Source organism: Candidatus Thiodiazotropha sp. AKIB8 (assembly GCF_058244675.1).
Map to the genome: position 1 here is coordinate 1 of NZ_JBSYOO010000046.1, position 26,301 is coordinate 26,301.

Annotated in this window: 14 protein-coding genes; 9 read left to right on the top strand and 5 right to left on the bottom strand. The window is 44.1% G+C overall.

The features are described 5' to 3' along the window. The first annotated feature begins 331 nt into the window (after positions 1-331). The 3 genes from AC4IFB_RS15760 (at position 332) to AC4IFB_RS15770 (ending at position 5,608) form a co-directional block, all read left to right on the top strand. A complete protein-coding gene (locus AC4IFB_RS15760) occupies positions 332-2,794 on the top strand; it encodes an acylase (protein WP_490780669.1) in 2,463 nt (820 codons plus the stop codon). Positions 2,795-2,797: 3 nt separating this feature from the next. After that, positions 2,798-4,636 (top strand): ATP-binding protein, encoded by a 1,839-nt coding sequence (locus AC4IFB_RS15765; RefSeq protein WP_490780670.1) that lies wholly within the window; start codon positions 2,798-2,800, stop codon positions 4,634-4,636. 99 nt (positions 4,637-4,735) lie between these two features. Then, on the top strand, positions 4,736-5,608 hold the full coding sequence (locus tag AC4IFB_RS15770; protein WP_490780671.1) for a class I SAM-dependent methyltransferase: 873 nt from the start codon (positions 4,736-4,738) through the stop codon (positions 5,606-5,608). A 462-nt stretch (positions 5,609-6,070) separates the two neighbouring features. Here the strand turns inward: AC4IFB_RS15770 and AC4IFB_RS15775 are convergent, their stop codons facing one another. After that, a complete protein-coding gene (locus AC4IFB_RS15775; protein WP_490780672.1) occupies positions 6,071-9,262 on the bottom strand; it encodes a hypothetical protein in 3,192 nt (1,063 codons plus the stop codon). A gap of 457 nt (positions 9,263-9,719) precedes the next feature. On the opposite strand from AC4IFB_RS15775, the gene AC4IFB_RS15780 reads away from it, so the two are divergent. The 3 genes from AC4IFB_RS15780 to AC4IFB_RS15790 all read left to right on the top strand — a co-directional run bounded on the left by AC4IFB_RS15780 (position 9,720) and on the right by AC4IFB_RS15790 (position 11,989). Beyond that, on the top strand, positions 9,720-10,394 hold the full coding sequence (locus AC4IFB_RS15780) for a DUF2238 domain-containing protein (protein WP_490780673.1): 675 nt from the start codon (positions 9,720-9,722) through the stop codon (positions 10,392-10,394). A 249-nt stretch (positions 10,395-10,643) separates the two neighbouring features. Continuing rightward, positions 10,644-11,123 carry a hypothetical protein gene (locus tag AC4IFB_RS15785; RefSeq protein WP_490780674.1) on the top strand — a complete coding sequence of 160 codons (480 nt, stop codon included), beginning with the start codon at positions 10,644-10,646 and terminating at the stop codon, positions 11,121-11,123. A gap of 374 nt (positions 11,124-11,497) precedes the next feature. Next, on the top strand, positions 11,498-11,989 hold the full coding sequence (locus AC4IFB_RS15790) for an MOSC domain-containing protein (protein WP_490776570.1): 492 nt from the start codon (positions 11,498-11,500) through the stop codon (positions 11,987-11,989). 18 nt (positions 11,990-12,007) lie between these two features. Here AC4IFB_RS15790 and AC4IFB_RS15795 read toward each other — a convergent pair whose 3' ends face one another. The 3 genes from AC4IFB_RS15795 to AC4IFB_RS15805 all read right to left on the bottom strand — a co-directional run bounded on the left by AC4IFB_RS15795 (position 12,008) and on the right by AC4IFB_RS15805 (position 15,998). Next, the gene (locus AC4IFB_RS15795; RefSeq protein WP_490780675.1) at positions 12,008-12,943 is read right to left on the bottom strand and encodes an aldo/keto reductase; all 936 of its coding nucleotides are present in this window, start codon (positions 12,941-12,943) and stop codon (positions 12,008-12,010) included. 1 nt (position 12,944) lies between these two features. After that, the gene (locus AC4IFB_RS15800; protein ID WP_490780676.1) at positions 12,945-14,267 is read right to left on the bottom strand and encodes an NTP/NDP exchange transporter; all 1,323 of its coding nucleotides are present in this window, start codon (positions 14,265-14,267) and stop codon (positions 12,945-12,947) included. 105 nt (positions 14,268-14,372) lie between these two features. Beyond that, the gene (locus AC4IFB_RS15805; protein ID WP_490780677.1) at positions 14,373-15,998 is read right to left on the bottom strand and encodes a sensor domain-containing diguanylate cyclase; all 1,626 of its coding nucleotides are present in this window, start codon (positions 15,996-15,998) and stop codon (positions 14,373-14,375) included. A 710-nt stretch (positions 15,999-16,708) separates the two neighbouring features. On the opposite strand from AC4IFB_RS15805, the gene AC4IFB_RS15810 reads away from it, so the two are divergent. Further along, positions 16,709-19,072: a cytochrome c3 family protein gene (locus AC4IFB_RS15810; protein WP_490780678.1), complete on the top strand. Its 2,364-nt coding sequence runs from the start codon at positions 16,709-16,711 to the stop codon at positions 19,070-19,072. Between the two features lie 590 nt (positions 19,073-19,662). Then, positions 19,663-23,352: a tetratricopeptide repeat protein gene (locus AC4IFB_RS15815; protein ID WP_490780679.1), complete on the top strand. Its 3,690-nt coding sequence runs from the start codon at positions 19,663-19,665 to the stop codon at positions 23,350-23,352. Between the two features lie 286 nt (positions 23,353-23,638). Here AC4IFB_RS15815 and AC4IFB_RS15820 read toward each other — a convergent pair whose 3' ends face one another. Beyond that, a complete protein-coding gene (locus AC4IFB_RS15820) occupies positions 23,639-24,691 on the bottom strand; it encodes a hypothetical protein (protein ID WP_490780680.1) in 1,053 nt (350 codons plus the stop codon). Positions 24,692-25,014: 323 nt separating this feature from the next. Here AC4IFB_RS15820 and hisS point away from each other — a divergent pair, with 323 nt between their 5' ends. Next, positions 25,015-26,292: a histidine--tRNA ligase gene (gene hisS, locus AC4IFB_RS15825; protein WP_490780681.1), complete on the top strand. Its 1,278-nt coding sequence runs from the start codon at positions 25,015-25,017 to the stop codon at positions 26,290-26,292. Positions 26,293-26,301 lie beyond the last annotated feature (9 nt).

A 26,301-nucleotide genomic window follows, 5' to 3' on the forward strand; every position in this document is an offset into this window, starting at 1 on the left:
CAAATTCCTGGGTAAAAAGTATAAAGCACTATAGTAGGGACTATTTTACAGCAGTTGGAGCAATTGATCGGATAAAGGCTTATGCACAATCCCTGGAGAAGTGTTGGTTTCAGGGCCAAAGTGCAGCGAAAAGCAATTATCATTTTGTATAGTTTGAGAGGGTATTGTGCAATTATGGTATCGTTTTTCAGTAGAATTTTAGGATCAAAGTTTGGGTGTCCCAGAATAGAATATGGATTACGACATAATTTTAAATGCACTTTAAATGGATAAAAATATAAGGATTTTCATGATAACAACAACGGTATGTTTTTGGAAAAACTGTTTTAACTTGGCTTTGGTATGTGCACTGGTATTAACCGGCTGTCATGATGACAAGAGTGCTAACAATGAAGATCCTACTACCTTTGATGAAGATGGTTTTCTTGAGGTCAGTATCATTCGCACAGAATTTGGTGTTCCCCATGTTACTGCGGACAATCTCGAGAGCCTGGCATTCGGTTTAGGGTATGCCTTTGCAGAGGATAATCTCTGTCTGTTGGCTGATCAGGTAGTTAAGTACAGTAGCCAGAGATCGAAATATTTTGGGCCGGATCAGGTATTAGGTAGCGGCGATTCACTCAACCTTATTAATGATTTCTCTTACAAGGCGCTGGATATCCGTGCACAGGCTGAGGCTGGCTTTCCTCTAATGAGTGAGAGATTGCGTGCCATGTTGTCTGGATATACGCAAGGATACAACCACTATCTTGAGGTCACTCCTGTCAGTCAGCAGGATCCACGTTGTGCCGGTCGACCCTGGCTCCAACCTATCAGTGAAGTTGATATGGTGACCTTTGCAGTAGGGATTGCTCTACTACCCGGTGCCGGCCAGTTTCTGGCACCTCTATTCGTTGCTGCACCTCCTGGCGAGTCTTACCTGCCTGAGTCTGTAGTGGAAGGTGCGGCCGCGCAGGTCTATCAACCAGAGAGATTGGATCTACGACAGGTCAAGTTACCGGAGAGTAAACCAAAAGGATTGGGTTCGAATGGCTGGGCTCTGGGTATGGATAAGAGTGAAAATCAGGGAGGTATGTTGTTGGCCAATCCCCATTTTCCCCATACAGGTAATCTACGATTCTGGCAATTCCAGGGGACGATTCCCGGAGCTATGGATACGATGGGGGCTAGTCTTGCCGGTATGCCAGGTATTGTAAATATTGGCTTTAATCGTGAGGTAGCGTGGACTCACACAGTATCTACCGCGCAGCACTTTATCGTCTACCGCTTAAGTCTGGACGAGACGGATACCTCTGGCATGACCTATCTGGTCGATGGTCAAAGCAAACAGATAGAGAGTCGTTTATTGACTATAGATGTCAATGTTAATGGTATGAATGTACCGCTTACTAAAGAGGTCTATTACAGTGATTTTGGTCCCATGATAGTTGTACCTGATCAACTTGGGTGGGGTATAGATGCATCAACGGGTCTTTTCTCTGCTTACAGTATCAAAGATGTCAATGAGGATAATCTCGACCTGATGGAGTTCTGGATGGCGCTCAATCTCGCTGGTGATATGAGTCAATTCCAACAGGCGTTCCAGGATTATGATGGTGTCATATTCAATAATACGATGGCAGTTGATCGAAAAGGAAATGCCTTTTATATCGATGATTCCACCGTGCCCAATTTATCCGATGTGGCAGAAGCTGCCTTGACCACAGATCCAACACTTATCGCAATGCGTGAGATGGCGGGATTTGTTATCCTGCCGGGAGATAGCTCAGTGTTTGATTTCGAAGGTCCGGTTCCCTATCAAGAGGCGCCCAAGCTGGCGCGAAGTGATTTTGTGCAGAACTCCAATGACAGCTATTGGCTGACCAATCCACATCAACCATTGAGTGGCTATTCCACACTCTATGGACCTGTCGATTACCAGCAGACACTGCGTTCACGGATGGGGCAAAGGTTGTTACAGGATGCTGCCGGTGAGGATAATCTCTTCTCATTGGACGAACTAGAACAAGTCTTGATTAACAATCGTAACTATCTTGGCGAAGAGGTGCAGGATGACTTACTGGGACTATGTGACTCTCTAGAGAATACACAAGTGACGATTGGTGATGAATCGGTAGATGTAGCAGCTGGTTGTCAGGCACTCTACCAGTGGGACGGCTTGATGAATCTGGATAGTCGTGGTGCGCATCTTTTCAGAGAGTTCGCACAAGTTTTTGCAACGAATCCACAGTGGCTAAATAGTTTCGATCCAGCTGATCCATTGAGCACCCCGAATACCCTCGCCACCAATCAAACAGTGATGGAGCAATTTGCTACAGCTATAGCGACCGTTCGATCCGCTGGCTTATCACTGGATGCTTCATTGGGTGAAGTGCAGTATGTTGAACGAAGCCTACTGGATGGAACTGCCTCCGGTGAAAAGCTTTCATGGGCTGGCGCGAACGAAATTGAGGGAGGGTTTAATATATTCTCCTCCAATCTAAATAATGACGGGACCCTCTTGCCTCGTCATCTCTATGCCTCATTGCCAGGGTCTCAGTTGAGCGCTGAGGCAGCGGGGTATCCGATTTCCTATGGTTCCAGTTGGATGATGGTGGTCGAATTTCTGCCCACTGGCCCAAACGCCAGAGGTCTGTTGAGCTATTCGCAGGCATCGAATCCAGCATCACCTTATTATGATGATCAAACGAAAATTTATTCTGAGCAGCCACGATTACGTCCAATATGGTTTGATGAGCGAGACATTCAGACTCATGCACAGAGCAGTCTGCAGTTAGAGAAGCGTGTACGTTAGATAATGGATGCTAAACTAGAACTTGAATTGGCAAGTGAGTCGTATGAGCTGGCGATAAAATCCACTTACACGTTTTATCTATTACTCGCTATTATTACCTATTTGTTCTGGGGTAAGTTATCCACAACGGTGTTACTTAGTTGGGTAGGTATAAACTACTTTACCGCAACACTTTTTCTGTTGACTGCTCGTTGGTTTAAACGGCACGGTACAGAAGAAAATGCAGCTCAATGGTTACGAATCTATACCATTCTAGTCGTAATCCATGACACCCCATGGGGGTTTCTTGGTCCAATCAGTAACTTGATAAACGATATAGAATACGTTCTACTCAGCATGTTTTATTTGGTTTTTATGGCCTCTGCAGGCTTCATTGCCCGTGCCCCCATATTCAGAAATTACGTTATCTCTCTGCTCTGCGTTATGTTGCCAACCACTATTCTGCTTGTTTACCAGGATACAGCGCTAACATATATAATGTCAGTGATGCTTATGGTCTTTATGCTGTTTATGTTTTGGGCTGCACAAGGTTACAGTCAGACGATTAAGCGCAAGACGCAGCTCTGGCTTGATAATGAGAAGCTCATTAAAGAGCTTAGGGAATACCATGCAGAAGTTGATGAGGCGAACAGGGGTTTGACCCTGGAAATTGACCATAGAAAACTGGTAGAAAGTAAACTTCTTAAAGCAAATAATGCAAAAAGTCAGTTTCTGGCAACGGTCAGTCATGAACTGCGCACCCCTTTGAATGGAATTATCGGCTTTACTGAGTTACTGCAAAGTGAAGTGCAAGAAGTAAAGCATAAGCATTATCTTGATCAGATCAGTAAGGCAGGTAAAACGCTATTAAACATAATCAATGACATTTTAGATATCAACGCCATTGAAGCAGGTAAAATTCGTCTCTATGAAGAGTCCTTTTCTATTCGTTCAGAACTAAATGACCTGGTAATCATGCTTCAACCTATGGTTAGCAAGAAAGGATTATATCTTGAATTACAGATAGATGAAGAGGTAAAGGATGATCTATGTGGGGATATTAAACGTCTTCGTCAGATAGTGGCAAATATTCTCTCTAATGCACTCAAGTATACTAACGTTGGAGGTGTGGTCTTTCATGTCAGTTGTGTCGATAATTCGGGGAGTAAAATTAAGCTGCGTTTTGATATAGAGGATACCGGTATTGGTATTTCAGTAGATAAGTTGGATACAATATTTAATAATTTCACCCGTGTCGAAGGTTTTGAAACACGACGAACAGAAGGAACAGGGCTAGGTCTGGCTATAGTAAAAAACCTTGTGCATATGTTAGATGGCAGTTTAGATGTTAAAAGTGAACCTGGTCAGGGTTCTTGCTTTAGTTTCGAACTGGCTTTTGAGCCTGGTAAAGTAGTAGAAGCAGAATTAGAACTTCAAGCCAAACCAGGTCTAACAGCAGAGCAATGGGTTAATCTAAAGGCATTAATCGTAGATGATAATGGAATTAACCGTATGCTGCTCAGTGCATTTCTAGCCAAGCTTGGCATCCAATTTGTTGAAGCTGCCAATGGACAAGAGGCCTTGGAGTATATGAGAGCCGACCATTTTGATGTTGTATTACTTGACATTCAAATGCCGGATTTCAGCGGTTTTGAAGTTGCTGATCAAGCATTAAAGGAGCTTAAATCACCTCCGATACTGATAGCTGTTACAGCCCATGCATTTCCTGAGCAACGAAAAGCTATTCTTGATGCTGGCTTTACAGATTTTTTAATAAAACCAATCTCGTTTAACGTTCTGACTACAATGCTGGCGCAAGTATATAGGGCTTTAAACTGTGAAGAAAAACGGGTAATTAATTAGTCAATATATAAAATTCATTTATCTCTTTACGTAGATTCTGCAAATAAGTGCATAACAGTTATGCGGCTTGTATTGCTGAAAAATAGCTTCAGATAATTTGTGGTTTATTGCAAATTCCATCACATAAGATGTCAAAAGGCTGATATTACTCGAAATATGAAAGATATAGATACAGATCAATTAAAGAAAAATCTTGAAAAGACATTTGATGATGTTTCAACAAGATATGATGAGAACAAGTTCTTCGCTATATCGGCAAATCGAATGGCAGAATTAGTGCCCTATTCTGAAAGTATGAATATTCTTGATGTTTCTACTGGAACAGGCTTAGTTGCCATTGAGGTAGCAAGAAAGCACCCTCATGCAAGAATAGAGGCTATTGATCTATCTCAAGGCATGCTAAAGCAGGCAGAGAAGAAGGCACACAAAGAGGGTATTGATAACATCACATTTAGACAGTGCGATGTGGAGAGCATCACTTATGATAAAGAGATGTTCGATGCAGTAACTTGTGGTTACGCCTTGTTCTTCTACCCAGATATGAATGGCTCATATTTATCAATAAGCAAAACAATAAAACCTGGCGGAACCTTTGCCTTTTCCTCGTTTACAGAAGAAGCATTTAATCCATATGCAGAAAGTTTTCTGAAGAGGTTAGAAACAGATTACAAAGTCGTAGCTCCATCACGACTTAGAGAGAGACTTAAGACAGAGCAGCATATCAATGAGTTGATCGCAATTGGTAATTATCAAAACTTCTTTGTAGAACTCTATCCGATTCGTTACTCCTTAACAATAAATGAGTGGTGGTCTTTACTGAATAATGCAGGATACAAATCCTTAATAGATCAATTGAGTCCTGAACAACTTGTCCAGTTTAAACAAGAGCATCTTAAAGAAATTGAAAAGAGCTTAAATAGAGGTGTTATAGAATTAAATGCTGATACACTGTTTGGAATAGTCAACATATAGACATGTTTTCATCAACGTGGACTACTCCACTAGATATCTTGGTCTATATTTAATACAAAGTGCAATAGGATGGAGCATGGCCCAAACCATCCAAGATATTACTTGTTATAAAGCCATCTTAAGGGCACCTCTATTAATTGCTTGTGCCCTCTGGCTTTACGACCCGTTCACAATCAAGGCGTGCTTTTGAAGCCATGCTTATTGCCTGTCGAAAAAGCGCAACGCAGAGTCTGGAGGGCTCGTAAAGCCCCGTAGAGCGCGACCTGAAGCATGCATCTGCTGCGTTGTGATGCTTGAGAATGGAACAACCATTTTGCTTTGGATCACGCCTTGCAGCCACACGCTTCAGGTCACGCAGAGGGCATAAGCAGTTATTAGAGGTGCCCTTAACTATAGCGCAGTGACTTTTGCCTAATCCGCTTCCGAGCTCATTTACCCTTTAGTTGCAGTGATAGATTCAGATCAGTCCAAGCTGCAATTTTGTGCCGCTGCTATAGCATAAAACACTGTTTGTACCATCTGTGAGGCATCCTTGTGCCAGCCGTAACCGCTATCACGAAGATGATTAGCTACTGTTGAGCTGTTGAGATTAGTGTTAAATCCTCGTCTTACCTGACTGCAGCGCTCGTTACTCACCACTCCAGGGTCTAGTGTGTTGCCAAGCATCACTGTTCCAAGTGTGTTGAGGTGAGCGTTATCGTAGGTAGGATCAGTGGGGCAACTACCTCCGCTTGGGTCAACCATCCCTGTACAGTTATATTTGATGCACTGTTCAACGATGTCACTTCCGCTACTGAAGTCACACACGTAGCTGTCACCCCAGGCTGTAGGTGAGAAATCTGTAATCTCATCACTACTGTCACGTGGGATGCCGGAATCAATCAGACGTGCCGTCTTGGCCAGAGCATTGATAATTGCTTCGCGCTCACTGTTCCCCGGTGGCAGATCGAGAGCACGGTTGTAAAAGAGTTCCTGCCATAGAGCAACGTAATGGAATACGCCGCTTGGTGCGAAGGCGCAGTCGATCTGGTTTGTATCGGCATCATCACTATAACAAAAGAGACCATTGGGAAGGTTGTCTGTGGTGTACTCTTCTATCATTGCATTGAACTTGCTACGTAGAGCTGTGTCATTCACTGGTGAATATTCGGCGGCAAAACGTAGAGCATTGAGATGTTGTATCACCTGACGGGTCATCACTCGTGATGAAACTGTCTCCTCGCGGCTACCAGTTGCATCAACATAACGGTTGATCACTGATTCACCCGCTGCCTGGAATCGCTCTGCCAGTGAGCGATGTGGACGGATCACATAGGCCTTGCCTGAACCCTGGTTATAAAACTTGTCATCGGAACCATAACCTGACCGATAACGGGCACCGTCACCAATACTCCCTGACGCAATTACCAGTCCACTACGGATTCCGACTACACCGCGACTGCCTGTATTGTAGGCATTGCTTTTCCACAGGTTCCACTCGGCAGGTAGAGCATAGTCCCATACCCACTTCGGATCACCAGTGATAAACCACAGTAAAAGTTCGCTATTTGTTGGACTCCAGATATTGCTGCTGGGTGAGTATTCATCGAGGCTGGTGTTGATCACATCCTTGATACCCTCCTGCATTGAGTCTATCCAGCCGACCAGAGAGTAGCCCTTCATACGATCACGTTGTGCGCCGCCGAGAATACTATCGATGATAGTGTTCTCGTGAGCACCCTCAATCAACGGCACCAGGATATCCATCTCTGCGGCGGATATCTCCGGCAGTTGCGGAAATACTTTGGCTTGGTTCAGATACCATAGCGGTGTGCGCCATAACAGACCTCGTTCCATGGCGGCATTGTTGCGAGCAGCACGGAGAGAGAATTCATCATCACTCAACCTGGCAGTGTCGATGGATAGGCGTCCTTGTCCCCAGATTCCCTGAGCCTCACCGAGGACAAACGGGTCGGATAGATCTGACATGACAGGATAGATATTGACAGATACGCTGTCAGAGCCATAACTGCTTTGTGCTGCAAGCCCTTGTGGTTCGCGGAAACGCATCCAGGGTTGCTGCACCAGTAATGTCAGGTTGCTATCACTCACTCCTGCAACTGGCAGTGAGAAAAATTCAGCGTCGATGATTACAGAGGAGTCAGGTTGTAAGGCTGTTCTGGTCTCCCGTGCCCAACGCCAATCGCTACCTGAAGGGTTACCCACAGCACCTTTGTTCTGTCTCAATACAATCGTTGTGTCACTAAGATTGCTGACAGAACTGATATCGCTGCTTGAACGGGTAGTAACCGTCTCGCCGTCAATGCCGCTGAAATCAAATGTTAGGGTTAGGTTGCTGATGTTGATGGTGCGACTCCACCAGTCGGAACCATTGATCGCACCGCCCGGTGAAGCGGCGAACATACCATCACCGCACTCGTTGACGAAGTCACTTTCCACACCCAGGTCTGCGCTACCACGCACCAACGTCCAACGCAGGGTGTAGCCGGGAGGATTGGTGCAGCCTGGGCCGGTCAAACCGCTAACATGACCTCGGGCTCTTATTACTGTCTTAACAGGGCCGCTCTCCTCCAACAGAAATTGTGTGCTGTCAGCAGCAGGTGAGCCTGATTGAGATGTGTCACCGTCAATCAGCAAGCTGCTGCGAAAGGTCGTCGCCCCCACCTGGCCGCTACTGATGCCTGTCGCTGCTGTTGGGTCGAAGGTTACCTGACTGATGCCGGTGTCCACGATCAATGTACCGTCGGGGTTGGTAGTGACTTGTAGAGCATTTGTGTCAGTGACTGACGGTAGTGTTGCGCAGTACCGAAGAGAGTAGTTAGATAAAGTGGATGGTTCAGTGGCTACTACCGCTGCCACCTCCAGCCATTTGAGCGGTGCATTGCTGTCGGATAGTGCTGCATTCCAGCGTGCAAGCGGGCGAAACTGGGCAGCAACAAGGGTCTCACCTGGGCCTACCAGTACAAGATTTTCAGTGTCAGTGAGTGAGACTTCGCGAGGTATGGCAATTCCGCTCCAAGCCAGTTCTGAGGTTCGATTCACAGTCTGATCATTGAACAGCTCAAGTGTGGTAAGTGCCTCGCACTGGGTGGTTAATCTCCCGAGACTTGAAATAGTTGGGACGCTGGTCCCCATGTTGTAGAAAGGGCTAGTGTCGGATGCGACTGCAGAGATCTCATCGAGATACTCCCAGCGCCAACTGGCAGGACGGCTATCGACTAAACCGTTGACATTGGCCCGTACCTGAAAAAGATGCTCTCCGGCCGTTATATCAGTAACAGCGTGTGGGCTGCTACAGCTGCTCCACCCAGAGTTGTCCTGATTGCACTCAAAAGTAGCGCCAGTGGGACCAGCAAAACTGAATGACGCGGTAGCACTGAGGGTTCCGGGAAATGGTGCTGAGAATATCCAGGTTCTACCTGCAATACCCGGTGTGGTGTTAGAGGTGTCGCTGTCATCAGAGGGGCTATCATCCCCTGGAGGTCCGCTATCTTCCGAAGGTGAGTCTTCCCCCGATGATCCATCGTCATTCGGTGAGTCATCATCACTTGATGAGCCGCCACCACAGGCGGGCAATAGCAGCAGAATGGTGGTCAGTAGTAGAAGTTTAGGAAACAACTTAGGTGAGATGGGGAAAAACGACAGGAACGGCATAGGGTGGCCCTCAATTATTTGAGTACATTATCCCACTTGATACCTCACATGGGGATCACATGCCGAACCACTAATCCAGTAATCTGCACCGGTAGTCTGAAGTGATAGTGTCATGTTTAGGCCGAAATCTAACATTTAAGGGAGTTTGTAGTCATTTCAGACGGTTGGTAGCAGATGCAATCAGTAAAATTAGTCAAATCGATAGAGTGCATTGAGACCAAATGTAAATATAAGACCATATTTATGAATGCGCCAGGAAAGAACAATCGTGATATTCCTGAAAAGCCATCCTATTCACAACGAGTTACGGTATGAGTGGAAATGAAAAATACCAGTCATCTATAATTATGTTTAACAAATTGATTTTATGTTGAATCTGACTGAATAAATTGAAAGCCAACAGCTATTCATACGCTTGAGGATTTTAGTCGAACAGCAATTCAAATGATGCTAATAAGTGCTGAAAGGAGTATCTAAGATTAAGTACTTTTGGATAATTATCTATTTAGCCGTTCTGGTGTGGTCTGGTGTGGATCCGAAAGATCACTTCACCTGGTTTCTTGAGGTTGCTCCCGCACTGGTTGGTGGGGTGTTGCTGGCATTAACCTATAATTCCTTCAGATTAACTCCGATACTATATTATTTTATATTAATACATTGCATCGTGTTGATGATCGGTGGCCATTACACTTATGCTGAAGTACCATTTTTTGATGGACTTTTTGGCGCAGAGAGGAATAACTACGACAAGGTGGGTCATTTTTTTCAGGGTTTTGTACCAGCACTTCTCGCAAGGGAAATACTCATACGAAAAAACATAGTCAATGGTAAAGTCTGGTTGGTTGTAATAATTATCTCAATCTGCTTAGCCTTTAGTGCATTCTACGAGTTAATAGAGTGGTGGGTAGCCCTGGCTACAGGCGAAAATGCTGAAGCATTTCTTGGAACCCAGGGCTATGTTTGGGATACACAATCAGATATGGGCTTGGCTTTACTAGGATCAATATGTTCCATAATAGTGTTGTCTAATATTCATAATAGACAGTTAAAGCATGTAGCTGATCATCCAGTTGGTTGTGCTGAGAATTTAAGAGCAGATATGCCGGTTAATGAAAGGAAGCGAAGCGGATGATCCGGCGTCAGCGTCTATTGTAAATGAAGCAGTGCTGAGCCGTTAACTATTGCAGCATGCATTCTGATTAAACAAGTTGGATCATGCATGGTTGATCGCCTGTAGGCCTTACCATAAAATCCCGTTTTTTATAAGATTGAGCTATTATTATCTTAGGGCCTGTTAACAGGCCCTAAGATTTGTTGTGTGCTTTTCTGCAACTGAGAGTGGATTTGGAGAAAGTGAGAAGCAACAATAGGGGTGATTTCGATGCCTGTTTTTAAACCTTATGTGACAAGATTTCTGCTTGTCTTTCCTGTAATTATTCTGGTCACTTCATGCACTGCAGGTGATGCTCAATTTTCAAATGAGACCCCCGCTGGGTTCTTTTGGGGCCTCTGGCACGGTGTGATTTCAGTTATCAGTCTGATTATACATCTGTTTAATGACGCTGTTGCTGTATATGAAGTAGATAATAGCGGCGGTTGGTACGATTTTGGTTTCTTGCTGGGTGTTATTATGGTTTGGGGAGGAGGGTGCCATGCAAGCTGTAAAACTAAAAAAGAGAAGCAGTGTGATAAAGAGTGGGATGAAATTGGTGAAAAAGTAGAAAAGAAAGTTATGTGGAAATTGAAAGCGTGGGCAGAAGAGGATGAGTTGCCTGAAACAGGTGAGGAGTGGGGGGAAATTAGTGACAAAGTGGAGGTGAAGCTTAAGCGTAAGATACGGGAGTGGGCTGAGAAAGATTAGACCAATTTGTTGCTATCTCTTTAACACTCAATCATCCAGAAACAAGCATATAACCACTCTATCTTGATAGGGAAGGGATTGAAGAGAGGTTGGACATCAAGTGTTTGATGCGGTTGATGAATACTCCCCCCCATCTCCCCCGGCCCCTCTCCCACAAGGTGAGAGGGGAGCTACCCTTCCTCATATCAGACACGCTGCTATTTATAATCTTTACCTCCCTAATGCGTTATGCTTTCACATCTCGATTTAGGATTACGCCTTAATAAGCATGTCAGGCAAAGGATGAGGGAGTGAAAAAAGGCACTATTGTCATCAGGATAGCAATTGTTATGAGTGAGTATTACCGCTAACCCCTTAATTTAAGAGGGTACACTTTGCCTAAGTTTAAAACTATTCATGACCTCATGAGCAATCTTCCACAGACAGGCTGTGTCGAATGGATTGGTGTTAGACCTGCACGTGGGAAACCTATGGATAGTCTCAATTCAGTTCAGGTGGATCTTGATAAAGGATTGCTCGGTGATCGATTCAGTGGTCGTCCCGGAGGTGCCAGGCAGGTGACTTTGATTCAATATGAACATCTACAAGTAATAGCTGCATATCTTCATAGAGACTCTGTTTTACCGGAGGAGTTACGTAGAAATATAGTCGTTTCAGGAATCAATCTATTGGCGCTTAAGAATAAGAACTTTCAAATCGGTGAAGCTATTTTGAAATACAGGGGGCAATGTCATCCCTGTAGTAAAATGGAATTGGTTTTAGGTGAAGGTGGCTACAATGCAATGCGTGGGCATGGGGGGATTACTGCAAGCGTTGTCAGACCCGGTATGATCAGCCTAAAAGACAAGGTCATCGCAAGCTATTGATTTCCATCTGAGTGGCACTTAAAGTGATGCGAAGTGGCGTGCCATCCTCTCTCTAGTCTTTGCATCGGGTAGAGATCCATACCCAGCTCCCATGTTATCAACCATATGGTGCGTCTTACTGGTTGCTGGAATGGCACAAGTAACTGCTGGGTGGGATACAGCATACTTCAGAAAAAACTGTCCCCAACTGTGGCAACCGAATGCTTCAGTCCAGTCCGGTAGTGATTTGCCCTTTGTCAATTTAAATAAACTACCCCGTGCAAAAGGTCGGTTGACAATAACTGCAATGCCCTTTTCCTGGGCCAATGGTAGCAGGCGATGTTCCACTTCCGGGTTCGCGATGTTATAACTCAATTGAACAAAGTCGAATGGATGTTTCTCAAGTGCCTGGTATAGCTCATCATGATCCCGACCATGAGAGGTTGTGATGCCGATATAACGAAGTTGTCCCTCCGCTTTCATTGTTTTCAAGGTCTCTAAATGAACCTGCCAGTCCCTTAAGTTGTGAATCTGCATCAAATCAAAGCGCGTAATACCCCAGAGCTTCTTAGACATAGCCATCTGGTGGATGCCTGATGCCTTACCGTCGGTCCAGACCTTGGTTGCTGAGAACAGCGCTTCCCGTTTTGATATTGACTTCAGTAAGCGGCCGAGCACCTGCTCAGAACTGCCGTACATTGGCGAGGAGTCGATCAGTTTTCCCCCTTGTTCAAAGAATAGCTCCAACACTTTGCCCAGGTTTTGTAACTGTGACTGGTTACCTCCTGAGTCAAATGTGCGGGAGGTACCCATGCCGATCACCGGCAGCTTTTCGCCACTGACGGGTATGGTTTTCTCGATGAGACGACGTGGAGAAGCAAGCAATACGCCTGGAGTAAGGAGTAAACTGCCACCAACACCAGCAATTGTTTTCAGAAGAGTCCGTCTTGCTGTTTGGAAATTATCTTTATTCATATCACTCATCTCCTTTTGGCGCGTTGAATTGAGTTGCGATTCGATCCTGTCTCTCACCCAGTCTGAAGGCGACCCATGCCCAGATGAGGGATATGGGGGCGGCTATCCAGGCGATTGCGGGCAGGCTTATGCCGATACTTCGGAAACCGGTATAGATCCACGAGCTGACTGCATCGCCTCCTCTATAGACAACTGTATCGATAAAATTCTTCGCTTTATACTTCTCTTCCCGGTTGAGTACCACATAGAGCATCTCCCTCGCAGGGCGCATCACTGCGTAGTTACCAGCACGTCGCATAACCTGTAGACCTATCAGTACCGGTAGTGTAGGGAACAGGGCCAGCACTATAAACCCAATACTGAGTAGCAGGGGAGTCAGTGCCAGAACCCAACGAAGCCCCAGTCCCTTGATCAGGCGGGCTGTGATAAGCGTTTGTATAATCAGAGTCAGGCTATTGACAGCGAAATCAATCGTTGCGAAGAGTGCTGTACGCGCCTCAGAATCTGCTACTGCCTCTTTGACTATCTGTGCCTGCTGAAAATAGAGAAAGGTGGAGAGGAGGGTGAATAGCAGCATTAACAGGCAGATTCCCAGTAAGTAGGATGAACGCATTACCAGCAAAACACCATCCCATATATCGCCACCAAGGGGACGTTCTCTCTCTTGGGTTACTGCTACCTCGCTCTCTTCTTCTCTCTGCCATTTTATTAATTTTTGAATACAAAGGATTGAAAGTCCAAGCAATCCAGCAGAGATCAACAGCATCTGACTGGTTCCAAGCCGCTGTACCAGCGTTGCTGTCAGTAGAGGGCCGGTGAGGGCGCCTATAGTACCCCCAGCAGCAATAAAGCTGAATAGTCGTTTCGCCTGGTCGTTTCGATATAGATCTGTCATGAAGCTCCAGAAAACTGAAACAACGAACAGATTGAATACGCTTAGCCAGATAAAGAAGGCACGGGCAGCGTAAGTCAATGAGAAGGCGGTTTCGAAAATCAGATAGAACAGTAGCAGGTTAATGATAAAGAAGAGGTAGACGTATGGTAGAAACTGCTTACGCTGTAGTCTGGAAGTGATCAATCCAAATAGAGGTACAACCAGTAACATAGCAATAAAGGTACCGGTAAATAACCACTGCATCTGTTCAATTCCAGCAATGATACCCATCTCATCCCGGATAGGGCGAAGAATATAGTAGCTGCTGAGAAGCGAGAAGAAGTACAGAAAGGACCAGAACAGAGCGGGGCCCTCTCCAGGCTTAATCGAGACCAGGCGATGCAGTAGTATCTGCCATGTTGGATAGGCTGTTTGGTTCTCTTTACTCATTTGGTTATCGGTATTCAGTCCCCAATATTATTTACGATGAATAGCAAGAGTTGGTTATTGGATATCCAAGGCATTCGATGAACGTTGAACAAAAAGAATTTAGGACTACTCTGCTGTAACAAATTCAGACGCTATGCAACGGTTTCTTCCTTCTGCCTTGGCTTGGTAGAGTGCCTCATCCGCCTGGCGCAGTAAGCTCTGTGACTTCATTTCATAGCTAGGCATAATGGTTGCAACCCCTATGCTGATTGTTACCCAGTCACTAACGTTTGAATGTTCGTGTTTGATTTGAAGAGTTTCCACTGCTTTTCGGAGACGCTCTGCCACAAGCATTGCACCGTGAGAGTTGGTATTGGTCAGCACCAGTACGAATTCCTCGCCGCCGTAACGGGCCAGGCGATCGTTTCGACGAAATAGGCTTTCGCTCAGGGCTCGTGTTACTTGCTTGATACACTCATCCCCAGCCTGATGTCCGTAAGAATCGTTATAGTATTTAAAATAGTCGATATCCACCATTATTAAGGAGAGCTCTTCACCAGAACGGGTATGATCATACCAACTGTTTTCCAGTATCTCATCGAATGAGCGTCGGTTGGCGATTCCTGTCAACCCATCTATACGAGCCAGCTCTTGCAGTTTTTTATTGGCCTCCTGCAATGCCCGATCAGATGCCAGACGACTGGTTATGTCCCGAAATATCACCACTGCACCGGAAGCTTCTCCGTCATCCAGTTGCGGTGCGGCGGTCATTTCCACAGGAAAACTTGAGTTGTCTTCGCGCCAGAATATCTCTTTTTCGCTGTGGATTGTCTTCAGCTCAGTGAATGCTTTGCGAACCGGACACTCTTCTGGTGGATTTGGCTCGCCGTTGGCTTTAGTGTGGTGCACCAGGGCGTGGTGATTACTATCTAGCAATGTCTCCTTTGGCCAACCCATCATGGATATTGCAGCTGGGTTAGCGAAAAGCATGTTGCCATGAAGATCGACACCAAAGATTCCTTCACCTGCCGTGGTCAATATCATCTCATTCTGGCGATTCAATTCTCGCAGTTTCTCCTCTGTTCTTCGTCGCTGCTGAGAAGCGCTACTGGCGCGGAACAGCAACATTATCAATATCCCCAGTAGAATAATGCCACCTGTTATGCTGGAGAGTGTGAGGTAGTTGGTGAGTTTATCGATATAGGTGATTCTCGGAGTGACATCGTAATAGGTCTCGAAGGCACCATCGAATTCCCCTTTTTGAGACATTATCGGTACATAGGTTTCAACTACGTCTGCCTGGTAGATTTGCCCTTCCGCAGACAATTGATTTTTCTCTACCATCTTCGTATATGGCTGCCCTCTTGATACCTGATTATGGAAATAGTTGTGCTCATTGCGTATACCGATATCGCGAGGCTCAGTAGAAAAGAGGGTTGTACCATCGGCTGAGAACAGCTTGAGTTTGACCAGTCCCAGGTAAGTTATTGCGTCCTTGCCATGTTTCTCTAGATCCTTGGGTAGATTCTGCTTAGTTAAACGAGTCTCTATTAAATTCATATGGACTGCCAAGAAACGTCCTGCTCGAACAGCCTCGCGCTCGGTATTTTTTATGAGTGCAAGTTCGAACAGTGGATAGACAAAGAAGTGTCCGGCGGCAGGTAGAATTAAGATTACTATCGTAGATAGCACTAAGATGCGGCGAAGAAACCGGTCGCGAAGTACCAACTTCAGGTTGCTGTATAAAGCCATTGCCGGTCTCTTTTGTTTTTATTGAGTTGACCTACTGGAAGACTCTGAAAATATCCCTTGAATATCTATTAGCAAATCTCCAATCACTTCTTAAAGAGTATGGTCTTGATTGCTACCTTTGCAACAATGCTTTTTGCCCAATAGCAAAATGCACTTTTGCTGTTTTTTAAATACAACTTATCGAACCGATAAAAAACACTATTCAAGTTATAAATTATTGAAGGTGGAGTACCCCCTTGTATACCTGGAAAACAATTATGAGATCTATTGTGATAAAACTAATTTATAAAGATTTGTCTGTTATTGAGGGGGAGGATCAACACTCTATTCGAAAGTTATCAGATAGGAAATGCAGAAGATTTCATCTGGTAAGTAACACCGGTTCTACTATCTCTCTCTATATATATATTTTCTACATAACTTTAAAATCCTAAGAGCTTTACTGGTCACTGAATCGTGAGAATCCCGCTCTAAAAAAATTGTGACCAAATTCCCAAAATCAACATTCACTAGATACTAATACACTAATGGGGTGACCGGCTCACAGATTTTTACTGCGGCTTTAATTAGCATTTTCCTTAACGTTGTTGGGGTTGACCTTTCCCTTCAATTGAGTGCTAAGCAATCATAAAAAAGGCGATATAGTGCTTGGCGCCACAGGACAACAGCTGTTGCCTTGTTTAATACCTAAAGACGATAGGATGTGGAATATGAGCAGATTATCTTACTGGTTTTTGTCTATTGTGATTTTCTTTTTTCTCTTTAATGGGTCAGCAGTTGGTGGTGACTTTAAGATTGAGAGGGCGCTATGGAAGGCGGAAAGATCTGTTCTCATCGTTGAAGCCAGAGCCGAGAAGGGACAAAGGCTCCTTATAGATAATGCTTATGACCCTACCCAGGTGCTTGCAGACAGTAAATTGCGAAAAGAGACCCTGAAAGCCAGGTTACGGTCGCCAGCACAGCTTCCTTGTCGGATTCGGGTGGTCAATAAAGATACCGCTCAAACACTGGAACAGAATGTAATCAGTAGTGAGACTGGAAATATCCCGCAAGGCTGTTCACCAACAAGCTCATCCGAACCACCTCCTATACCTGAAAATCAAGCGCCTGTTGCAGATGCAGGTATCGATCAGCTTCATCAGTTAGCAGTAGGACAAACAAGCCTTACTGTGACTCTGGATGCCAGCGGCTCATCCGATCCTGACGGCTCTGTCGTCGACTACATTTGGTCTGGTTCACCTGATCCTGCTGATGAGGTTTCTCCCACTGTGAGCCTTATTGAGGGCACATACGAGTATTCACTGGTGGTGGTTGATGCCGAAGGCGAATCAAGTATCGCCGATAGTGTGCTGATTACTGTTGCTTCAACACTATCAGGACCTTTCACTACAGCGGAAGAGGCGCATGCCAGCATCACATCCTATGAAGGCCCTGCAACCTGCATCAGTTGTCATGAAGATGAAGCGGTTGCAATGCATGGTTCAGTGCACTATCAGCAGTCGGGAGATGCCATAAATCTTATCAATGACGTCACACCGTTCAGCAGTAATGGCTTGCCCCGTGCCGGTGAACGTGGTGATGGTGCCATTGGTATCAATACCTACTGCGGTTCTCATGAAAACTCCCCACGTTTTACCTGTGCGGGTTGTCATGTGGGTAATGGAAGATTCCCCAATTCGGAACTGCCTCTGGCTGAGGCTGAGAGATCGGCGGAACTGAGTAATATAGACTGCCTGATGTGCCATCAGGATAGCTACAAAAGATTCCCAACGGGTGACTTCGAGCCACTTGAAATCGTCTCGATTGGCGCGGATGGAAAACCTGATCCAAGCCTGGATCCAATTGTTAGAACCGGCTCGCAGGGTATACCTGTAGTAGATCAAAATAGCCTTGATTTCCTTTTTGAGCCGGCAGATGCCAACAGTACTCTGGTTGGTCTTGGAGGCACGCCTTTGATGCAAGACAGAGTAAGTGCAGCACAATCTGTACATGCGACAACCAGGAAGGCATGCCTTAACTGCCACGCCAAGGCTGGTGGTGGTGATGGTACCAAGCGAGGTGACATGTCATCGGCTTTAATCGATCCTGATCCACAAATCGATATCCACATGAGTGCTGGTGGTGAGAATCTTACCTGCTCTGATTGTCATGATGCGGGTGGACATCGGTTGCAAGGGCGTGGGCTCGATCTCAGGCCTAATGATGTAGCGGATCATTTTACCTGTGAGAGCTGCCACGATCAGCCTCATGGTGATTACAGTAACCGCGTTGGAAGCAGTCGTGATAAACATGCCACACGGGTTGCATGCCAAACCTGCCACATTCCAACCTATGCCAAGGGTATGCCAACAGAGACCAATCGTGATTGGGAAGATCCTCACTTCTCTGCTGCGGCATGTAATGGTCGAGGTGGTTGGTTGCCAAGAGAGGACAAGGCGTCAGATCTCACTCCGACATATCAATGGTTTGATGGTACCAGCCAAGTCTATGTACTCGGAGAAAACCTGGCTGATTACCCATCAACTACTCTGGACGATGGTAGTGAGGCGATTACACTGGGTCTGCCCAATGGTTGGGTGGATATGCAAAATGCGAAGATCTATCCTATGAAGGAGCATACTTCCAAATCTGCAGTGCATGATGCAACAAACAGCTTGATCGCACATTCGACCTTTGAATTTTTCCGCACAGGCAGTTTCGACGCGGCGGTACAGAGTGCACTCGAACAGACCGGAAGGGTTGGAGATAGCTATACCGTTAAGCAGGTTCACACTTTTCAAACCCTTAACCATGGAGTGGAAGACTCATCTGCAGCGCTTGAGTGTGGATCATGTCATGAAAGTCTCAGCGGTGGTCCGTTACGAATGGATCTGGCGAATGATCTGGGCTATGGCCTGAAAGGGAGTGAGTCTGAGGTCTGCACTCAGTGTCACGAAAACAAGGGTGGTATGAGTTTCTCCAAAGTGCACGAAAAGCATGTCAAGGATAAGGGTGTGGATTGTTCAACATGTCATGACTTCACAAGACCCGAACGTGGTTTGAATGCGAATATATCTCACTTTATTGATGATTAAGAGGGAATGTACATAGAGCAGGGAAGCTGAATTAGTTAAATCATAAAACCCATCCAGTTTTCTGGATGGGATTTTTTTTCATCCTAGTATATTGAATTCAGGCAATCCAATTGGTGAATTGGTTAGGTGCTATTACTGTTGCAGATTTGTAAGATATTTTAGTAATGATCCGTGTTATATAGTCTAGCATCTAGTGGGATCGATAGCTGTTAGTTTTGTGCATTAAAAATCATTTGATTTATGCTATAAGTAATTTTTATAAGAAGAGCGGGTTAATTAAGTTTGTTACTTGATAGAAGTCTATTTATCAACGTAAGATGCAAGTTATAAGTACCACTTATATTTTAAAAGTATCGCTGCAGTAAAGATCAGGACGAATAATAATCTGGGATTTGTATTAGAGTTTGAATTGTCTTTCTCGCACGCTTACTTAAAATCAGTACCACCAAGTGTACAAATGTATCGCCTTGTTTTATTTATATTTCAATGTATATCGTTTATGTATTTTTTTGTGAAATAAATAAATTAATTCTAGTTTGTTAGTTATATCGATATAGATAATTTTGTATGTGTTATAGAGGATCAATGAAATGACTAAAGTAAAGGAATCAAAACGCATTACTATATTGATATCACTGCTTTTGGTTTTACTAGCTATATTGTTATTCACTAATTCCAGAAGAGAGCAGCATGATTCTGCGCTGTTAACAAATCTAACTAATAAAAAGACAGTAGAATCTGATTCAGCATTACATTTAAATTCAGGTAATAAAGTACTTCAGAAGCAGCAAAGCTATGGATTGTTTATTCTTAAAAAGCTTCTAGAGTTTGATGACGTTGCTGAGCTTGACGAAGAGTTTTTTAAGTCAGAAATAATGACATCTAGAAAGGGTGAAAATGAAAGGCTATCTGACTGGGAAGATGAAGTGAGTAAAAATCATCTCTCTCAGCTGGATGGGAGTCAATATGATGTTATTGTGTTGCCGTTACAGCAAAAGATACCATATTACGACAGAGTTGGGCGAGTTATGTCGGCTCGGTGGGTCGCAAATGCATTAGAAATCCAGACGGGGATGAGGGTTATGTCCCCTGAACTCGCGCTTCGGTCTCTTGGAGAGAGAAGAAGAAGATTTAATGTTGATGCGGTGAATGAATTAGCACAAAAATTAGATTCTAATATCATCTATCTCTATCTTGATAACACTGCTATGAAAGCCGTCTCAAAAGAGATTAAATTACTTGTCGTTGAAGCTAACAAACACGGAAAAATAGTTAACAAGATCATTCTTGATCTGCAAAAGACTTCTCTAAAGAATCCATTGGAAAGTGTTGTTAAAAATAAGTCGCAAAAGATTGTTTCTGAGCTATTTGGAAAGGCTGTAAATAAGCCTGCTGGCAATAAACTGCATCACGAGTTTGCGAATAATAAACAGTTATTGTCTGTGACACTTCCTGAAAACCTAGATGAATTAGTAAAGAAATTAAAGTCACCAATTGATCATGCTGCTTATTTGCAGTTGTTCGCATTGATGACGCCTTCAATACTGAGGTACGAGAGAGATCGGTTATTTGAAAGATCCCTAATGGCGCTTTCAGAAGTCGATCCATCATCAGAGGGATACAACCTACTTAAATCAAGAGCGTTATTTCACTTGACGCGCAAACCTGTAGCATTAGGTGGTCTGAGTGATGCCGTTAAACCTGAAGAGTTGGCTCTTAAAGCCTATCTTGACGGTAATTATCAGGACTTGAAGCGGTATACGCGTGCAATAGATTCACCCTTGCTTCAGTTGATGAGCTATTTTGAGTTAAAAGAAATTCAATATGCCTATGCAATCGAAGAAGATCTAGATGTAGTAGTCAAAGATAGCCCTAAGCCTTGGAGTGGTCTAATTTCAGGTGTGGCGAGAGACAATGATGTTTGGTATGCGCCGGATAACACCCTGTTTATCTCTGGTTTGAAAGGACTCAATCCGCAATTCGATATCTACTATGAACGTCAGGTTAAAGCTCAAGCATTGAGTGGTGAATTAAATATTGATCAAATAAGTGACGATTTTGTTGGTAAGGTACTCCATAATAGACTTGAGGATTCTGTGAATGATAGTTGTTGTTTAAAGTATAATAACAAGCTACATAATAGTGATCTATGGAGTTTTTACAAAAATAATTTGTTAGCAAACTTATTGCGAAGATTGAATAGATCTGTGAATGTGCATGGTAATTTTGATACTGCCCATGATTATGCTCTTAATCTCGAATCAAAATTAAAAGGGCATCCAACCTATACGCGACTCTATGCGCAAGCTTCTGCAGGTTTGGCATCTAAAAAGTCAGATAATGATAAAACCTTCTACTATAAAAAGGCACTTGAGCTTTGTGAATTGGTATTAAGTTACTCTGGGGCAAATGATCTGGACCTTCTGTATTCGGAGTTAGTTGGAAAAGATGTTTTGCAATCCTCGAAAGGTTTAGTCAGTAATCTACCGCCACGTTTTTATAGTTTAAGCGAAAGAGATGTTCCTCGAAGTTATGTCGTTGCTGCGTCGAAGGTGCTATCTGGCGATTCTGAACAAGCGCTCCCTTACGATAATAAAAATTTTAATATACTTAAATTCACTGCTAATAGTCAAAAATGGAGTGACGAAAAGCTCATCATTTATCTTGAGAGTCGATATATTGGGCATCCCGAAAGAGATGTCTATCTTGCAAGCAGAATGATTGCTGATAATCAGGATGAAAAAGCAATAGATATACTACAAAAAGCCATTAAAAACGATCGTACTAATTGGAAAGCATACATTCAACTTGGGGATCTCTTGATTGGACAAAGTAAATATACTGAAGCGGATGAGGTATACTCTACTTATGAAGGGTTTTCCGGTAAGATTGATGCTAACAGGGTCCATCTAGCTAATAGGGCTTATCATGCGGGTAATGAATTTTATTGGCATGGGAGACATGAAGAGACAAAAAAATATTACAAATTGGCTGGTAATCTTAATACTGGGTCTGCAAGTGGATATGCATCATTACAGCGTATTGCGATGATGAAGCATGATTACGGTACGGCAATGGAGTATGCCCTAAGGCGAGGTAAAAGGTATAACAATAAATCTGCTTACCGTGATTATTTGGTAATGATGCATCTATTAGGTGCTCACTCAGAAGCTTACTCAGGTTTTTCAAATCTTGTTGAGCGTTATAAATCCCCTCAACTATGGACTTCTTTATTTGTCGGTCAGCGTATACAAGCAAAAGAGAATGGCATTAATGAGAAGTTTGTAAATAAATATATTATTAGTTCAGCGTCGGATATGCTCAGGAATCAAGCGGCCCGCTATATTTTTCTAAATAAATCTGTAGATCGTATTCCAATAAAAAAAGATCTTTCTATTTTTCATTCAGTAGGCAGTATGAAAGATATGTCTAGGGCGTATGGAGATGATTTGTTAAAAATGATGGCTGTTGAGTCGGGTGTGGCTAGTTATGGTAATTGTCAAAATAATGCGAATCATTGCATAGAGTACAATAATACTGAATTTAATAATAAAGTGTTAGATCATTCATACAACAAATATGAAAACTATCTGGATTCATATATTAAATTCAGATCGGGCTCGTATGAGGAAGCATTTTTTAACTATTTAGAAAATGATCTGCAAGACTTAGTATTAAGAGCTGATACTGATTACGATAGTAATGGGGTTTATAAAAAACGATTATCTACAAATTTTACACTGCCATATATCGCAATGTCAGCGATTAAAACTAATTATATAAAGTTTCTGGAAGCATTGGACAAGACAATCGCCAACCATGAAATCAATGAAGATAGCGAATTTGATATTCTACTCACGCAATCAATTATATCCGCTAGCACAGGAGATATAGATGAAAGTCTAGAGATATTAAATAGAGCCTTTAATAAAATACCTCATACAAAATGGAGACCACTTTTTAGTTGGTATCAAATTACTGAGATCTCTGAATGGTTATTTCACTATACCAGTGATAAGCGTTTTCTTGACTTAGCTCTTAACTGGGTAAAACGTTACCAGGTTATACAACCTCAATTTTCATGGGCCTATGCATTTGAAGCACTATATAGCGAAAATCAGCAGGATAGAATTCGTGCTTCTGGATTTGCTCTATATTTGGATCGTGACTCATATTGGCTGTCAATGGTGCCAGACGATATAAAAAAGCTAGGTAAAGAATGGTGGAAAAAGAACAACCCGTTTGTCATAAATGAACAAAAAGATAACGTAACAATCTAGTGATGTTTATAGAGAAGCTATTAATAATCCTGAGCCGTGATTTTGCGTGCAAATGACAATAAAATATACAATTCACAATTGGTTTGGCATTGGTATGTGTATGGGGTATCAAATATTAATACATTATTAAATTCTAGGAATTCTAAATACAAGTATTAGGCCCCAATGATTCCTTTAAAGTGTATGGTGTTGGTTTCTAAAGTTCCTTTTCTTCAACGTAACCCATGTGAAAGAAGTTATCATCCCGGTACAAGAGTATGCACTATTACGGGTCTGGACTTTAGTATCAGGCCATGGTTGGTCGTTCGGCCTTTTTAGGAACTGGTGGTTGAGACAATCCCACTCCAAGTTGACGGGGGTCCATGTTTCTGTCTACTTTTCCTTTGTGTTGGAGGCCGATGAAAACAGCTTGTGCTCTGGACCATATTCCCAGTTTAAGTTTGAAATCTTTCCACATCTCAGCAGGACTGATCTTGAAGATATCATCATAGGTATGGTCTGTAGCTGTCGCAAGTGTTCCGTTAGGCCAGATAGCTGCGTAGAGTACTGCATTAACAAAGTGGGAACAGATAACCGTTTGCTGTAAGACATTACTCATGCCCCCGCTTCGATATGAGTCATCCAAACGTTTGAGTAGGAACTGATTAGCGACCAGAAGACGTGCCCCTGGATGTGGCTTAAAACTTAAAGTGGCCAGATCCCAAACCGGATATTTCGGCCTGCCTATATAGGCCAGTCCGCAACGGGCAGACTTTGCAACGGCATTAATCATATGACCAAACAGTCTGCTACGTACGACCAGGTCGAAGTTAACTCGTTCTGATACGGGATTCTTCTTTAATCCAGTTTCACCAATTTCGATAACTTCACCGTCAGAGTAAATGCCAACATGTTGTATGACCAGTACTGAAACACCCAGATTAATGCTGTCTCCATAAGCCTTGTACTGTGTCTGATCTTGACGATCCTGACCTGCAGCGATAATACCCTGCAGAGGTTTACGTTGATCAATGCCTCGAGGGACCCAACGAAAAAGAATATCGCCATTTACCAGATTGAGATGCTCCGCACTACTCGAAGTAAGCTCAACCATTACCTCATGAGCTAAATTAGGACCCAGGCGGGCAGCGAACTCTTTTGGCTGTTTTTGTGACCACTTTGTGATGGAATCTTTCAGGTCGGTCAGAATGTGATTATGCAGATAACCATTCACTGCCGCATTATTGTGATAGAGGCGAAGTTTCTTGATGACATCCTTTAATTCAGGACTTTTAACATGCCCGATTCCCCTCTGGGCTTCCCTTTCAAATTGTTCCGCACGCCTAATGTGACTTGGCATATCAGCATCTCCTGTGCTTGAAACACCATTTACGCTCCCTCTACTATCTATCAGTTAAGTATAGGCAATCTTAATTATCAATACATTTCTTTGTGCGTCCCGGGGTTTTAGCTACAATCTTCCAGCGAATATGCATGACATACGTCATTATTAACCCGGCACCTTCTCTGCGCACACAGCTGATTTTTTAATAGTCATCACTATGATCGCGGATGCAAACCATATTAACCGCATCCCAATCGCCTCAGATAAGATATCCGGGCTAGGTTAGCCCATCATAACGTGGTAATCTTGCCTGCTTTTATCCATTTTTCTTGAGTCCAATGGCAAAGCAGATCCAAGCCATCCGCGGGATGAAGGACATCCTGCCCCAACAGACCCCTGTCTGGCAGTTTTTCGAAGACCGGGTACGTTCGGTTTTGAGTCGATACGGCTATGCGGAAATCCGTATGCCGATTGTCGAGATGACCGACCTTTTCAAGCGCTCTATCGGCGAGGTTACCGATATTGTTGAGAAGGAGATGTACACCTTCGAGGATCGCAATGGGGATAGCCTTACCCTGCGTCCTGAGGGTACTGCGGGTTGTGTCCGCGCCGGGCTTGAGCATGGTCTGCTCTTCAATCAGACCCAGCGGCTCTGGTATCAGGGGCCGATGTTCCGCCATGAGCGTCCTCAGAAAGGGCGCTATCGGCAATTTCATCAGATTGGTGTCGAGAGCTTTGGCATGAGCGGGCCGGATATCGATCTTGAGCTGATTTTAATCACTGCCAGAATCTGGCGGGAACTGGGCCTGAATGATCTGGAGCTGCAGATCAACACCCTTGGAACAACCGAGGAACGGGCGAGTTATCGCGATCAGTTGGTCGACTACTTCAATCAGCATATTGACCTGCTGGATGAGGACAGTAAAAGAAGACTTGAGAGTAACCCGCTGCGGATTCTAGACAGCAAGAATCCTGAGATGGCCGAATTGATTGCTGAGGCGCCAACTCTGATGGCACATCTTGGTGACACCTCACGTGCCCACTATGAGGCGATCTGTCAGGGTCTCGATCTGGCTGGGGTGGCCTATGTGCAAAATCCCCGATTGGTGCGCGGTCTCGACTACTACAGTCGTACCGTGTTCGAATGGGTCACTGACAGCCTGGGTGCCCAGGGTACTGTCTGTGCTGGTGGTCGCTACGATGGCCTGGTGAAACAGCTGGGTGGCAGAGAGACCTCTGCGGTTGGCTTCGCCATGGGGATTGAGCGACTGATCTCTCTGCTGGAAGAGATTGATTTGACGGAACGTCTGCCGGTTCCTGACGTCTATCTGGTGACTTTGGGTGAAGAACCGGAAAGGGTCGGTCTGAAACTGGCTGAGCAGCTTAGGGATGCACTGCCTGAACTGCGTCTCATCAACCATTGTGGTGGTGGTGGATTCAAGAGCCAATTGAAGAAGGCAGATAAAAGCCAGGCCCGATTTGCACTGATCCTGGGTGAGGATGAACTTAATAATGGGGAGATCGCCCTTAAGCCTTTGCGGGGCGGTGAACAACGACAAATCAAATTGTCAGAACTCGAAGTAAAATTGGCAGAAATGCTGGTTGAGCAGGGGTGACTTCGGGTT